Source organism: Mesorhizobium sp. M0491 (assembly GCF_040321265.1).
GTDB lineage: Bacteria > Pseudomonadota > Alphaproteobacteria > Rhizobiales > Rhizobiaceae > Mesorhizobium.
Map to the genome: position 1 here is coordinate 155,542 of NZ_JAMYRE010000001.1, position 13,549 is coordinate 169,090.

At 62.8% G+C, this 13,549-nt stretch carries 11 protein-coding genes; 5 read left to right on the forward strand and 6 right to left on the reverse strand.

The window, feature by feature from the left end; translation table 11 throughout:
- The first annotated feature begins 105 nt into the window (after nucleotides 1-105).
- Nucleotides 106-723, forward strand: a complete 618-nt coding sequence (locus NKI69_RS00700) for a L,D-transpeptidase (protein ID WP_013528066.1) — start codon at nucleotides 106-108, stop codon at nucleotides 721-723.
- Nucleotides 724-836: 113 nt separating this feature from the next.
- Here NKI69_RS00700 and NKI69_RS00705 read toward each other — a convergent pair whose 3' ends face one another.
- The 3 genes from NKI69_RS00705 to trpS form a co-directional block, all read right to left on the reverse strand.
- Entirely contained in the window at nucleotides 837-1,406 is a 570-nt protein-coding gene (locus NKI69_RS00705; protein WP_023811631.1) for a NifU family protein, read from the reverse strand.
- A 156-nt stretch (nucleotides 1,407-1,562) separates the two neighbouring features.
- Nucleotides 1,563-2,054 carry a universal stress protein gene (locus tag NKI69_RS00710; protein ID WP_013528063.1) on the reverse strand — a complete coding sequence of 164 codons (492 nt, stop codon included), beginning with the start codon at nucleotides 2,052-2,054 and terminating at the stop codon, nucleotides 1,563-1,565.
- Nucleotides 2,055-2,147: 93 nt separating this feature from the next.
- Nucleotides 2,148-3,215 (reverse strand): tryptophan--tRNA ligase, encoded by a 1,068-nt coding sequence (trpS, locus tag NKI69_RS00715; RefSeq protein ID WP_128302884.1) that lies wholly within the window; start codon nucleotides 3,213-3,215, stop codon nucleotides 2,148-2,150.
- A gap of 546 nt (nucleotides 3,216-3,761) precedes the next feature.
- On the opposite strand from trpS, the gene NKI69_RS00720 reads away from it, so the two are divergent.
- Nucleotides 3,762-3,959: a hypothetical protein gene (locus NKI69_RS00720; protein WP_050592693.1), complete on the forward strand. Its 198-nt coding sequence runs from the start codon at nucleotides 3,762-3,764 to the stop codon at nucleotides 3,957-3,959.
- Between the two features lie 60 nt (nucleotides 3,960-4,019).
- Here NKI69_RS00720 and murJ read toward each other — a convergent pair whose 3' ends face one another.
- The 3 genes from murJ to NKI69_RS00735 all read right to left on the reverse strand — a co-directional run bounded on the left by murJ (nucleotide 4,020) and on the right by NKI69_RS00735 (nucleotide 9,363).
- Nucleotides 4,020-5,618: a murein biosynthesis integral membrane protein MurJ gene (murJ, locus tag NKI69_RS00725; RefSeq protein ID WP_352719568.1), complete on the reverse strand. Its 1,599-nt coding sequence runs from the start codon at nucleotides 5,616-5,618 to the stop codon at nucleotides 4,020-4,022.
- Between the two features lie 46 nt (nucleotides 5,619-5,664).
- Nucleotides 5,665-8,466, reverse strand: coding sequence for a [protein-PII] uridylyltransferase (locus tag NKI69_RS00730; RefSeq protein ID WP_127289968.1), 2,802 nt, complete (start codon nucleotides 8,464-8,466; stop codon nucleotides 5,665-5,667).
- Between the two features lie 78 nt (nucleotides 8,467-8,544).
- Nucleotides 8,545-9,363 (reverse strand): glycosyltransferase family 25 protein, encoded by an 819-nt coding sequence (locus NKI69_RS00735; protein WP_128302885.1) that lies wholly within the window; start codon nucleotides 9,361-9,363, stop codon nucleotides 8,545-8,547.
- A gap of 187 nt (nucleotides 9,364-9,550) precedes the next feature.
- Here NKI69_RS00735 and NKI69_RS00740 point away from each other — a divergent pair, with 187 nt between their 5' ends.
- The 3 genes from NKI69_RS00740 to NKI69_RS00750 all read left to right on the forward strand — a co-directional run bounded on the left by NKI69_RS00740 (nucleotide 9,551) and on the right by NKI69_RS00750 (nucleotide 13,420).
- The gene (locus tag NKI69_RS00740) at nucleotides 9,551-12,055 is read left to right on the forward strand and encodes a heavy metal translocating P-type ATPase (protein WP_352719569.1); all 2,505 of its coding nucleotides are present in this window, start codon (nucleotides 9,551-9,553) and stop codon (nucleotides 12,053-12,055) included.
- A gap of 42 nt (nucleotides 12,056-12,097) precedes the next feature.
- Nucleotides 12,098-12,490 (forward strand): CopM family metallochaperone, encoded by a 393-nt coding sequence (gene copM, locus NKI69_RS00745; RefSeq protein WP_352719570.1) that lies wholly within the window; start codon nucleotides 12,098-12,100, stop codon nucleotides 12,488-12,490.
- Between the two features lie 84 nt (nucleotides 12,491-12,574).
- Complete coding sequence (locus NKI69_RS00750) at nucleotides 12,575-13,420, forward strand: aldo/keto reductase (protein WP_352719572.1); 846 nt, start codon at nucleotides 12,575-12,577, stop codon at nucleotides 13,418-13,420.
- Nucleotides 13,421-13,549: the final 129 nt, after the last annotated feature.

The window sequence follows — 13,549 nt, forward strand, 5'->3', positions numbered from 1 at the left end:
TATAGGCATCGCGCGCTTGGCAAGCAAAGCAAATGCCAGCATGAATGACGATGAGAGAGCGGCCGACTCGTGCCGCCGAAGTTGGGCGGGGCACCGGATCACCTGATGCGCATGAAGTCGTTTGCAATCATCGCCGCACTGGCGCTCTCCACTGCTATCGCCGGTTGCAGCACCATCGGCTCGCAGATCTTCTCCAACGACTACGGCGCGGTCACCGACGCCGGTTATCAGCTGCCGCGCATCCCGATCGAGAAAGTGCCGATGAAGTACCATCGGCAGGAAGTGAACTACGACAGCCCGGAAAAGCCGGGCACGATCATCGTCGATACGCAGAACAAGTTCCTCTACTTCATCGAGGGCGACGGCAGGGCCATTCGCTACGGCATCGGCGTCGGCCGCGAGGGCTTCGAGTGGCATGGCACCGCCCACATTGCGCTCAAGCGCGAATGGCCGACCTGGACGCCGCCGAGGCAGATGATCCAGCGCCAGCCGGAATTGGAAAAGTTTGCCGGCGGCATGGAGCCGGGCCTGAAGAACCCGCTCGGCGCGCGCGCCATGTACCTGTTCAACAAGGGCGGTGATTCAGGCTATCGCCTGCATGGCAGCCCGGAGTGGAATTCGATCGGCAAGGCTATGTCGTCTGGCTGCATCCGCCTGATGAATCAGGACATTATCGACCTCTATGACCGCGCCTCGGTCGGCGCCAAGGTCATCGTTCTCTAGAGGCAGTTTTCGTACGCGGACCGTCTAGGCAACAACGGACGTCCAAAGCAGAAAACCGGGCAATTCGGCCCGGTTTTTTGTTGTTTGCCTCTAATGCCTCGAGAAGGAGGTCTCTACGAGACCTGCTCGACCTGCTGCACTTCCGGCACGAAATGGCGCAGAAGGTTCTGGATGCCGTGCTTCAGCGTCGCCGTCGAGGACGGGCAGCCGGCGCAGGCGCCCTTCATGTGCAGAAACACCGTGCCGTTCTCGAAGCCGCGGAAGGTGATGTCGCCTCCATCCTGGGCGACCGCCGGGCGCACCCGTGTATCGAGCAGTTCCTTGATGGTGATGACCAGCTCCTCGTCGGCCTTGTCGTAGAACTCACCGGTCTGGCTGGTCTCTGCGGCCGGGCCAGCCTTGGCCATGACAGGCGCGCCGGACATGAAATGCTCCATGATGGCGCCGAGGATCGCCGGCTTCAGATGCTGCCAGTCGGGGCCATCCTTGGTCACGGTGATGAAGTCATAGCCGAAGAAAACGCCGGTGACGCCAGGAATTTCGAACAGCCGGCCGGCCAGCGGCGAGGCGACGGCGGCGCTGTCGGCATCGCGGAAATCGGCGGTGCCTTCCAGAAGCACTTCCTTGCCGGGCAGGAATTTCAGCGTCGCCGGGTTTGGCGTCGATTCGGTCTGGATGAACATGGCCGTCTCCGTGCCCGTTTGGGCATCTAGTTTGGAACAATTCTAAATAGGCTCAATTGGATGGACATTCAAGCGAAACGCATCGCCGGAACGGCTGGCTGGCGGAATGTTTTTTCGCGCCCAAAATCGGAGCGGCATCACCTGAAGAGCAAAATCTCAGGCCAGGCTGTCTATTTCCTCGTCCGACAGGTTCTGCGGCACGACAGTCACCGGGATCGGGAAGGCGGCACCCTTGCCGGCCACGGCGCCGACCAGCGGCCCCGGGCCTTCCTTGCCCGCACCGGCGGCCAGCACCAGGATGGCGATGTCCTGGTCTTCCTCGATCAATTTGTGGATCTCTTCCGTCGGCTTGCCTTCGCGCACCACCATCTCGGGCTCGATGCCGAGCTTCTGGCGCACCTTGTTGGCATAGCTGTCGAGTGCGGCGCGCGCCGTGGCGTTGGCTTCCTCGCGCATGATCTTCTCGACACCCAGCCAATGCTGGAAATCGTCCGGCACGATGACATAGAGCAGCACCAGCGTGCCGCTGGTGCTCTGCGCCCGTTTCGAGGCATAGGCGACGGCGCGCTCGCATTCCGGCGTGTCGTCGATGATCGTCAGGAATTTCCTGCGATGGCCGGCTTCGCGGCTGAGGCGTTTGGAGACCATGTCTATCTACTCGGTGTCGTGCGGCCGCAATCTGCCACTGCGGGGGACCGGCGGCAAGCCGCCGGCCTTGTGCCAGTGCACCCGATGTCGCGATCAGCCCTGCAGCAGGCCGATAATGTCGCGCACCGTCTTCATCGTCGCTTCGGCCAGCACGCCGGCGCGCTCGCCGCCATCCTTGAGGACCGCGTCGACATAGGCGCGGTCATCCGAAATGCGGCGCATCTCGCTGGCGATCGGCGCCAGTTTTTCCACTGCAAGATCGGCCAAGGCCGGCTTGAACACGGAAAACTGCTGGCCGGCGAATTCCTTGAGTACATCCGCCTTCGACATCTCGGCGAGACCCGCATAGATGCCGACCAGGTTCTCCGCCTCGGGCCGGCCGGCCAGGCCGTCCAGCTCGCTCGGCAACGCTTCCGGGTCGGTTTTGGCCTTGCGGATCTTCTTCGAGATGTCATCGGCATCGTCGGTCAGGTTGATGCGCGACAAATCCGACGGGTCCGATTTGGACATTTTCTTGGAGCCGTCGCGCAGCGACATGATGCGCGCCGCCGGCCCACCGATGACCGGCTCGGTCAGCGGGAAATAGCCGTTCACGGTCTCTTCGCCGACCTGCATCTCGACGCCGATGCCAAGGGCCGCGATGCGGTCGGAGAAGTCGTTGTTGAATTTCTGCGCGATGTCGCGTGTGAGTTCCAGATGCTGCTTTTGGTCCTCGCCCACCGGCACGTGGGTGGCACGGTAGAGCAGGATGTCGGCAGCCATCAGCGAAGGATAGGCTAGCAGGCCGAGCGACGCGTTCTCGCGGTCCTTGCCGGCCTTGTCCTTGAACTGCGTCATGCGGTTCATCCAGCCGATGCGCGCCACGCAATTGAAGATCCAGGCGAGCTCCGCATGCTGCATGACCCGCGACTGATTGAAGACGATGTGCTTCTTCGGGTCGATGCCCGAGGCCAGGAACGCAGCGGTGATCGACCGCGTCTGGTCGGCTAGGTCTTCATGAACGAGTTGAGCTGTCAGCGAATGCAGGTCGACGACGCAATAGATGCAATCGGAGGTTTCCTGCAGGGCGACGAATTTCTTGATGGCGCCGAGATAGTTGCCGAGGTGCAGATTGCCGGTCGGCTGGACACCGGAAAAGACGAGTGGCTTGAAGGCGGTCATGATTGTCCTCATGGCTTGTGGAGGGCCGTATAAGCGTGATTCCGAAAAGTTGCAGACTTTTCGGAGCCAATCACGCGGCTGGAAACCGCGCGCGGCGAAAGTCTTGCGACGGCGCGCTTATGGACGAGAGCGGTGAGAGGATCAAGAGGCCATTGGGCCTTGGAGCAGACTACAAGGAACAGGGACAAGAAACCGGGAGTGTCTCAGTTTGAAATTTGAAATATGCAAAAGCACCTATATGCTTCGCGGAAAGCAGGGGCCGGAGACTTGGCGCGAGTTTGGAAGATTGTACGCCACGGGGCGCCCGATCAATGGGAGGATTCCATCCCAGAGAAGTCGCTGGCCGAAGGGCAATTAGTCGTGCTTCTATCGCGGCTAGCCGCGAGCCATCTGCCACCCGTCGCCACGACCCCATTGCCACGAAACGCTCCGCGCTTCACTACGTCGCTCACTGTCAAAAACGACCGCTTTGGCAACAAGCACTTCATCATGTACGCGAGCGGCAGCCGGGTGCATTACATAGCGACCTTGGAGGAGACGCCTTGAATGCCCACCGGATCTGAAGGTCAGAAGCGCCCCGCCGGCGTGGTCGGTATGCAAGAGGCACTGCAGCGCAGGCGCAGCCGCGAGACGCCGCTGGAGACCGCGGCACGGCTTCGGGCCGAACTCGGAATTGAACTGAGGGGGCAGGCGCGCAACACCTTGCCACCCTCCGTCTACGACGAATTGTCTGGAGAAGACTAATGTTTGTCGAAGCAGCCGCTATCGTCGCAATGAGGGTGGGACATTGCAATAAATTCCGGCTCACGGATCTGGAGACTGTTCCCTAGTCGGCGGCGATCCTTTCCGTCCGACATTGCGCCGGATCATCCCGAAATCGGCGCCGCCGGTGGCAAACGCGGTGATGAAATAAAGCAGCGCCCCACCGGCAACCAGCGACAGCAGCGTCGCCGCCTTGACCACCAGCGGCGAGCCCGGCCCAAGCCTGATGGCGAACCAGTGTTCGGCAAAATAGAGCGCAGCGCCCATCACCACGGCGGACAGCACCAGACGTGGAATGCGCTTCATCAGCGGTACGTCGCGGCCCCAATGGCCGCGCCGGATCAAGACGCCGAGCAGCATCACCGCGTTGACCCAGCCGGCGACGGCCGAGGCCACCGCAATGCCGGGCGCCCCCATCCGTGGAAACAGCGTCAGCGCCGTGGTGACGTTCACCGCCACCGAGATGGCGGCAAAGATCATCGGCGTGCGCGTGTCCTCGCGGGCGAAATAGCCTGGGGTGAACGCCTTGATCAGCACGAAGGCCGGCAGGCCGAGGCCGAAGATCGCCAGGATCGCCGCCACCGTCGGCGTCGATCCGTTGGCGGCGAACGCGCCGCGCTCATAGACCAGCCGCACGATCGGCTCAGACATCACCCAGAGTGCCGCGGCTGCCGGCAAGGTCAGGAACAGCGTGAACTCGACCGAGCGGTTCTGCAGATTGGCCGCCTCGATCAGATTGCCCGACTTCAGCGCCCGCGACAGTTCGGGCAACAGCACGATCGCCACCGCAACACCGACCACGCCGAGCGGCAACTGGTAGATGCGGTCGGCATAGGCGAGCGAGGACACCGCGCTGTTCTGCGCCGAGGCGATCGCCGTACCGATCAGCTGGTTGATCTGGGTGATGCCGCCGGTGATGGCCGCCGGCAGCGCCAGGATCAGCAGCCGCTTGACCGCGGGCGTCATTTTGGGACGGCGAAAGCCGATCGAGATGCCGGCATGGCGCACCGCCACCCAGACGATCGCCAACTGCACCAGTCCGGCGGCAAGCACGCCCCAGGACAGCCCGTAGCCGACTGTGAGGGCATCCGAGCCCTTGTACCAGGCATAGGCGAGCACGCCGATCAGGATGATGTTGAGGAACACCGGTGCCACCGCGGCGGCGAAATAGCGGCGCAGCGAATTCAGCATGCCCGCCATCATGGCACCCAGCGACATGCAGATCAGATAGGGAAACATGATCGTCGCCAGCGTCACCGTGGTGTCGAACTTCCCCGGCGTGCCGGCAAAACCCGGCGCCACCAGATAGCGCACGATCAGCGGCATCGACAGTTCCATGATGATCGTCAGCGCCAGCAGCGCCGTGAACAGCACGCCGAACACTTCCTCGGAAAAGCGCTTGGCGCCGTCGGTACCGTGGGTCTCGATCTCCTTGGCGAATAGCGGCACGAAGGCGGCGTTGAAGGCCCCCTCGGCAAACAGCCGGCGAAAGGTGTTGGGAAACTGGAAAGCGGCGTTGAAGGCATCGGCAACCGGTCCGGTTCCGAGTGCAGCAGCCATCAGCATCTCGCGGCCGAAACCGAGCGCGCGGCTCATCAGCGTGCCGGAAGCGACCGTTGCGAATTTCTTGACGAGGCTCATGCTTTTGGGAACTGCCTGCGCAATTGGGACAAAGTGATGGTCGTTGTCACTCGGCCGCCGCCCTGGGCTTGCCGCCGCGTTCGGGCACGATGCCTTCGAGCGTTGCCATCAGCCGATTGCGGATGGTGGCGATGCGGGCCGGGCTATCTATCTTCTGGCCAGTGAGATCGGTGACATAGAAGGTGTCGATGACCTTTTCGCCGAAGGTGGTGATGTGGGCCGATGCGATGTCGAGCGACAGGTCGGAAAGCGTTCCGGTGATCTCCGACAGCAGTCCCGGCCGGTCGAGGCCCTCGACCTCGATGACCGAAAAACGGTTTGACAGCGTGTTGCGGATTTCGGCACGCGGTGGGATCTTGAACACCTTGGAGCCGCGCCGCGGCTTGGTGCGCTTCTCGATCATTTCCGGCAGCCAGCTCTTGCCCGACAGCACGTCCTCGATCAGCCGGCCGACACGCTCGGCACGCCGGCGCTCGTCCTCGTCGCGATCGAATTCTCTGCTGATCAGGATCGTGTCGAGCGCGCGGCCATCCGACGTCGTGAAGATCTGCGCGTCGACAATGTTGCCGCCGGCTCCGGCGCAAGCCCCGGCGATGACCGAGAGCAGGCGGGGGTGGTCCTGCGCCAGCACGGTGATTTCGGTCACCGCCTCGAACTGGTGGGTCTTGACCATGGTGGCAAGCTTGTTGCCTGACACGTCCGCTTCGCGGATGAACTCGGCATGGCGCAACTGGTCTGCGAGATCGACGGTCAAAAGGTAATTCTCGTAGTGTTGGCCGACATAGCGCTTGCGGGCCTTGTCCGGCCAGTCGGCAAGCGCCTCGGCCAGGCGCTCGCGCGCCGCCGCCGTGCGCTGCGCGCGCGACACTTCCGAAAACCCGCCGGTCAGCAGCAATTCGGTCTCGTAGTAGAGCGTGCGCAGCAGCTGGCCCTTCCAGCCGTTCCAGACACCGGGTCCGACGCCCCTGATGTCGCAGACGGTGAGGATCAAAAGCAGCTTCAGCCGCTCGACCGACTGCACGATCGCGGCAAAATCCTCGATGGTCTTGCGGTCGTTGAGGTCGCGGGTCTGCGCCGTCATCGACATCACGAGGTGGTTCTCGACCAGCCAGGCCACGGTTTCGGTATCGGCAGGCGACAGCCCCATATGCGGGCAGATGCGACGGGCGATCCTGGCCCCCGCCTCGGAATGGTCCTCCGGCCTGCCCTTGGCAATGTCGTGCAGCAATACGGCGACATAGAGCGCCTCGCGGCTCTTCTTCAGGCCCGGCATCAGCGTGTGCGAGAGGGGGTGGACCTTTTCGCCGTCGCCGCGCTCGATCTCGGCCAGCACGCCGATGCAGCGGATCAGATGCTCGTCCACCGTGTAGTGGTGGTACATCGAGAACTGCATCATGGCGACGATCTTGCCGAAATCCGGGATCAGCCTGCCGAGCAGTCCGGCTTCGTTCATGCGACGCAGATTGAGTTCGGCATTGCGATCCGAGGTCAATATGTCGAGGAACAGCCGGTTGGCCTCCTCGTCGCGCCGCAGCGACTTGTTGACCAGGCCGAGCGAACGGGTCAGCAGCTTGAGCGCGTCAGGGTGGAATTCCAGACCGTGCTTGTCGGCGAACCAGAACAGCCTGAGCAGATTGACCGGATCGCGCTCGAACACCTGGTCGTCGGCGATGTTGATGCGGTGGTTGTCGACAATGAAATCGGAGGTGCCGGCCAGCTTGCGTTTGCGCCTGGAGAAAGTCAGGAAGATGCGGTTGAAGCCAGGAACGTGCTTGGCCTGCTCCTCCTCGAGCGCCGCGCAGAAGATGCGGGTCAGGTCGCCGACGTCCTTGGCAACGAGGAAGTAGTGCTTCATGAAGCGCTCGACCGCCGACAGGCCGGGGTGTGTGGTGTAGCCGAGCCGTTCGGCGATCTCGCGCTGGATGTCGAAATGCAACCGCTCTTCGGCCTTGCCGGTGAGGAAATGCATGTGGCAGCGTACCGCCCACAGGAAATCCTCCGCCTTCTGGAACTCGCGGTATTCGCCCTCGGTGAAGACGCCCTTGTCGACCAGTTCCTCGCCGGTACGCACCCGATAGAAATATTTGCCGATCCAGAACAGCGTCTGCAGGTCGCGCAGGCCGCCCTTGCCGTCCTTGACGTTGGGCTCGACCAGATAGCGGCTTTCGCCGGCCTTGGCATGGCGGTCATCGCGTTCGGCAAGCTTGGCCTGGACATATTCGGGGCCGGTCGTGCGCACCACCTCATGATCGAACCGCAGCATCAGTTCATCATAGAGCTTTTCCTCGCCCCACAGGAAACGTGCTTCGAGGATCGAGGTGCGAATGGTGACATCGGTGCGCGACAGGCGCAGGCATTCGTCGATGTTACGGGTGGCGTGGCCGACCTTCAGCCCCAGGTCCCACAGCATGTAGAGCATGTATTCGACTGTCTGTTCGCCCCACGGCGTCTGCTTGTAGGGCAGCAGGAACAGAAGGTCGATGTCGGATCCGGGCGCCAGCGTTCCACGGCCGTAGCCGCCGACAGCGACGACGGCCATGCGCTCCGCCGAGGACGGGTTCTTGACCCGGTAGACATGGGTGACGGCGAAATCGTAAAGCGCCCGGATGATCTCGTCCATGAGATGCGACAGCCGCGCCGCGCAGGCGCTGCCGCCGCCATCGTCCATCAGCATTCGTTCGGCAATGGCGCGCCCTTCCGCCAGTCGTCCCTTGAGCAGTTGGAGCACGCCATTGCGCGCGGCCTGCCCTGAGCCATCATCCGCCGTGGCCGCGGTCAGCGCGGTCATCTCGCGGCGCAAGGCTTCGCCGTCGATCAATTCGTCGAGCTTCAGGGAGATTCTTGCCATATATCCAGTCGGCCTTGCCGTTCGGCGGCGTCTATAGCGCGTTTTCGTGGCGCTGGGTATGGGGCGTTGAAAGCCGGTTCAAGACCCGGTTGAGCTTTGGCTCGGATAAGTAAATGGAATAACCATTCTCCGCTTCAGTCGACAGAAATCGACAATGCGCTTGCCTATCCGCCGAGCCTCGGCTTTGACCTTCGCTATGGCTGTCTTTCTGCGTTTCCCGGTCCCGGCGGCGCACTGGATATCCCGCTTTTCCCTGAGCAGGCTTGGCAATTGGAGCGCCCTGTCGCCAAGGAACTGATCTTGCGCGCAGAGCGCAGGAACAAGCTGATAGATTGTCTCGCCTCGCAAAACCGAAAACTCGGGGTTGAAGACAAGGTCGTCGACAGCGATGCCGATCTCCTCGGTGGCCTTGATCAGGTCGAGCGCGGTTTGCCTGGAGATGATGTAGCCGGCGGTTCCTATATGTCCAGCGTCGAGTTTGGATGTGGAAAAGCCGTGACCGATGTCAATGCGCTTGCGTCGGATCACGGTCTTGCAAAAATAGCTTTCGAGCTTGACGACTTCGGCATCGGCTGGAATCCAGTTGCTGTCGCGAAGCAATGCGCCGGCTTTCGCGGCAAAGACGATGTCGTCCTCGAAGATTGCCCCGTAGCGAGCGTCGCCTTGCGCTATGGCGGCCCAGCAGGCCCGGTGACTGAGCAGGCAGGCGATCTCGCCGTCAGTCAATGGCAGCCTGTTCCGATATCCGACATTTTGCGGCAGCTGGTCCAGGTCCGGCCGATCCCGTGCGTCGATGGCCTGAACGCGTTCGAACGGGACGCCGATGCGGGCAAACTCCGCCGTCACACGGGCAAGGCGATCGGGAGACCGATCGAGATTGATGACCAGACGCTTCATTGCCAAAGAAAATCTCACCCCCGGGACGCTCGCTCTCTAGCAGGCGTGGTGTTGCCGCGTGAGACTTTTTCTGGGGGAGGATGGACGCGCCGTGGACCGGAGAAGAAAAGTCGAAACAGCCCTTGACCTTCCAGTTACTGGAAGCCCTATCTCCACGTCACACGCCGATAAATCAAGGCATTTTCGAATGACGCATTCCGATCACGATCATCACGCGCATAGTAGCTGCTGCTCGACAAAAGGCGCCGTGCCCACCACGAAGAGCGTCGTCCGCGATCCGGTCTGCGGCATGACTGTCGATCCGGTCGCCGGCAAGCCGACGACCGAGCATGATGGCCATCCCTATCATTTCTGCAGCCAGGGCTGCCGCACGAAATTCGTCGCCGAGCCGGAAAAATTCCTGACGGCCACCGATCCGGTCTGCGGTATGAGCGTCGATCGCGCGACAGCCAGGCACTTTGCCCGCCACGAAGGCCAGGGCTTTTACTTCTGCTCGGCCGCCTGCCAGGCGAAATTCGAGGCGGAGCCGCAAAAATATCTCGGCGACAGGCCGGCACCGCAGCCGATGCCCAAAGGCACGCAATACACCTGCCCGATGCATCCCGAAATCATCCGCGACAAGCCAGGATCCTGCCCGATCTGTGGCATGGCGCTGGAGCCGATGGGCGTGCCGACGGGCGATGAAGGGCCAAATCCCGAGCTGGTCGATTTCACCAGGCGGTTTTGGGTGAGCGCTGTCCTTTCGGTCCCCCTTCTGATCATCGCAATGGCGCCCATGATCGGCTTGATGTTTGAAAGCCTGGTCGAGGACCGGACAAAGGTCTGGATCGAACTGGTCCTGGCAAGTCCGGTGGTGCTTTGGGCCGCCTTTCCCTTCTTCCACCGCGGCTGGGACTCGCTGGTCAACCGCAGCCCCAACATGTGGACGCTGATCTCGCTCGGCGTTGGCGCTGCCTATCTCTACAGCGTCGTCGCCACGCTGTTTCCGGACATTTTCCCGCATCAGTTCCGCGGCCATGGCGGTGCGGTGCCCGTCTATTTCGAGGCTGCCGCCGTCATCGTTGCGCTGGTCTTCCTTGGTCAGGTGCTGGAGCTGCGCGCCCGTGAAAAGACCGGTTCGGCGATCCGCGCCTTGCTCGATCTGGCGCCGAAGACCGCGCGGCTGATTGCCGCCGATGGTTCCGAAAACGACGTGCCCCTCGACGCCGTCAAGGCCGGCGATCGCCTGCGCATACGCCCCGGTGACGCCGTGCCGGTCGATGGCACGGTGCTGGAAGGGCGGTCCTCGATCGACGAATCGATGATCACGGGCGAGCCGTTGCCGGTCGAGAAGGTCGAGGGCGATGCGCTGACCGGCGGCACGCTCAACAAGAATGGTGCGCTGATCATGCGCGCTGAGAAGGTTGGCGCCGAGACGACGCTGGCGCGCATCGTCGAGCTCGTCGCCAAGGCGCAGCGCTCGCGCGCCCCGATTCAAGGGTTGGCCGATCGCGTTTCTTTCTACTTTGTCCCGGCCGTCGTCCTTGTCGCGATTGTCGCTTTCACCGCCTGGGCCGTGTTTGGACCCGAGCCCAGCCTGATCTTTGCCATCGTCTCGGCGGTGTCGGTGCTGATTATCGCTTGCCCCTGTGCGCTCGGCCTTGCCACGCCGATGTCGATCATGACCGCCACCGGGCGCGGAGCGCATGCCGGTGTGCTGATCAAGGAGGCCGCAGCACTCGAACGCTTCGCTTCCGTCGACACGCTGATCGTCGACAAGACGGGGACGCTGACCGAAGGCCGGCCGAAGCTGACCGATGTCGTTGCGGCAAACGGTTTTTCCGAGGAGGAATTGCTGGCGCTTGCCGCCGGTCTGGAGAAGGGGTCGGAGCATCCGCTGGCTGAAGCCATCGTCGACGGCGCCGCTACGCGCGGCGTGACAGTTGCCGAGGCCAGCGCCTTCGAGGCGGTCACCGGCAAGGGCGTGTCCGGTTCGGTCTCGGGAAAGACGGTCGCGCTCGGCAATGCCGCGATGATGGCCGACCTTGGCGTCGACATCGCATCCATCTCGGCCAAGGCCGAGGCGTTGCAACTCGAAGGCAAGACGGCGATGTTCGTCGCTGTCGACAAAAAACTGGCCGGCATCGTCGCCGTCGCCGACCCTATCAAGGCAACGACGGCCGAGGCGATCAAGGCGCTGCATGAAAGCGGCTTGCGGATCATCATGGCAACCGGCGACAATGAACGCACGGCCAACGCGATCGCCAGAAGCCTCGGCATCGACGAGGTCCGCGCCGGCCTGCTGCCGGAACAGAAGGCAGCCCTTGTCGAGGAACTGCGCGCAAAGGGCGCCGGCGTTGCCATGGCCGGCGACGGCGTCAATGACGCACCGGCCCTTGCCGCCGCCGATGTCGGCATCGCCATGGGCACCGGCGCCGATGTCGCCGTCGAAAGCGCCGGTATCACTCTGGTCAAGGGCGACCTCAACGGTATCGTGCGCGCCCGCACGCTGGCCCAGGCGACGATCCGCAACATCCGCCAGAACCTGTTCTTCGCCTTCCTCTACAATGTGCTTGGCGTGCCGGTCGCCGCCGGCGTGCTCTATCCGCTCACCGGCACGCTTCTGTCGCCGATGCTGGCGGCGGCGGCGATGAGCCTGTCTTCGGTGTCGGTGATCGCAAACGCATTGCGGCTGAGAACATTGAAACTCTGATCCAAGCCCCCAAATACGAAACCACCCAACAGGAGACCATGAATGACCTTCGCCAAAAAACTCGTGCTGCTGCTGATGGCGGCCGGAATGCTGGTTGCCGTCTTCCTCGAAAGTGTTCCGGCGCAAAGTGAGGAGATGAAACACGACATGGGCGCCATGGCGACGGACGCGACCAGCCCCTCGACCGAGGGCTACAAGGCAGCGATGGACAAGATGCATGCCGACATGATGGCATCTGAATATACCGGCAATGCCGATGTCGATTTCGTCAGGGGCATGATCCCGCACCATCAGGGTGCCATCGACATGGCCAAGGTCGAGCTTGCCAACGGCAAGGATCCGGAAATCCGCAAGCTGGCCGAAGGCGTCATCGCCGCGCAGGAAGCCGAGATCAAGCAGATGCAGGCCTGGCTCGCCGCCCATCCGGTGAAGTAAGTCTTCAGCCATCGCCAGCTCGGCGAGAACGCCTCTGGATTTCTCGTCCAGCCTGTGATGCGATCGGCCCAAATGGAGCCCGCCATGCCGCCGACCATCAGAACCACCAAACTGCCCTCAGGCGAAGCCGTTCAGGTGCTTGGCCAGGGCACATGGAAGATGGGCGAGGATATCAGTCGCCGTGCCGATGAGGTGAATGCCCTCAAGCTCGGCCTCGACCTCGGCATCACACTGATCGACACTGCCGAAATGTATGCCAGCGGCGGCGCCGAGGAGGTGGTGGCAGAGGCTATTGCCGGGCGCCGTGACGAGACCTTCCTGGTCTCGAAAGTTCTGCCATCGAACGCTTCGCGCGCGGGCGTGCAGCGCGCCTGCGAAAACAGCCTGAAGCGCCTGCGCACTGACCGCATCGATCTCTATCTGCTGCATTGGCCGGGCAGCGTGCCGCTGGCGGAAACGGTCGCGGCCTTCGAGGCCCTGAAAAAGGCGGGCAAGATCCGTCACTGGGGCGTCAGCAATTTCGACACCGACGAGATGGAAGAGCTGATCGGCTTGTCGGATGGCGGCAATGTCCAGACCAACCAGGTGCTCTACAATCTGGTCCGGCGCGGCCTCGAATTCGACCTGGCGCCGTGGAGCCGGCAGCGCGGCATTCCGCTAATGGCTTTTTCGCCGGTCGAGCAGGGCGCGCTGGCGCGCAATGCCAGGCTGGAAGCCATTGCCGCCCGCCACAAGGCCACGGCGGCACAGATCGCCCTGGCCTGGGTGATGCATCAGGAGGGCGTCATCGCCATCCCGAAGGCCAGCAGCCAAGAGCATGTCCGCCAGAACGTCGCGGCGCTCGACATCAAGCTTACGCCGCAGGACATCGCCGATCTCGACCGTGGCTTTCCGCCACCGACGCGCAAACGCGGGCTGGAGATGATTTAGGCGCGCAGATAGCGAAGGCCGCGTTCCGTCACACCCCCCTCTGGCCTGCCGGCCATCTCCCCCGCAAGGGGGAGATAGGCAGCTTCCGCGCTCCGCTCTCCTTGCATGGTGATTGGCGAAAGCCAAGGT

Excerpts from the sequence above, each read along its gene's own strand:
- NKI69_RS00700 (WP_013528066.1), top strand. The coding sequence starts at position 106 with ATGCGCATGAAGTCGTTTGCAATCATCGCCGCACTGGCGCTCTCCACT.
- NKI69_RS00705 (WP_023811631.1), bottom strand. The coding sequence starts at position 1,406 with ATGTTCATCCAGACCGAATCGACGCCAAACCCGGCGACGCTGAAATTC.
- NKI69_RS00710 (WP_013528063.1), bottom strand. The coding sequence starts at position 2,054 with ATGGTCTCCAAACGCCTCAGCCGCGAAGCCGGCCATCGCAGGAAATTC.
- trpS (WP_128302884.1), bottom strand. The coding sequence starts at position 3,215 with ATGACCGCCTTCAAGCCACTCGTCTTTTCCGGTGTCCAGCCGACCGGC.
- NKI69_RS00720 (WP_050592693.1), top strand. The coding sequence starts at position 3,762 with ATGCCCACCGGATCTGAAGGTCAGAAGCGCCCCGCCGGCGTGGTCGGT.
- murJ (WP_352719568.1), bottom strand. The coding sequence starts at position 5,618 with ATGAGCCTCGTCAAGAAATTCGCAACGGTCGCTTCCGGCACGCTGATG.
- NKI69_RS00730 (WP_127289968.1), bottom strand. The coding sequence starts at position 8,466 with ATGGCAAGAATCTCCCTGAAGCTCGACGAATTGATCGACGGCGAAGCC.
- NKI69_RS00735 (WP_128302885.1), bottom strand. The coding sequence starts at position 9,363 with ATGAAGCGTCTGGTCATCAATCTCGATCGGTCTCCCGATCGCCTTGCC.
- NKI69_RS00740 (WP_352719569.1), top strand. The coding sequence starts at position 9,551 with ATGACGCATTCCGATCACGATCATCACGCGCATAGTAGCTGCTGCTCG.
- copM (WP_352719570.1), top strand. The coding sequence starts at position 12,098 with ATGACCTTCGCCAAAAAACTCGTGCTGCTGCTGATGGCGGCCGGAATG.
- NKI69_RS00750 (WP_352719572.1), top strand. The coding sequence starts at position 12,575 with ATGCCGCCGACCATCAGAACCACCAAACTGCCCTCAGGCGAAGCCGTT.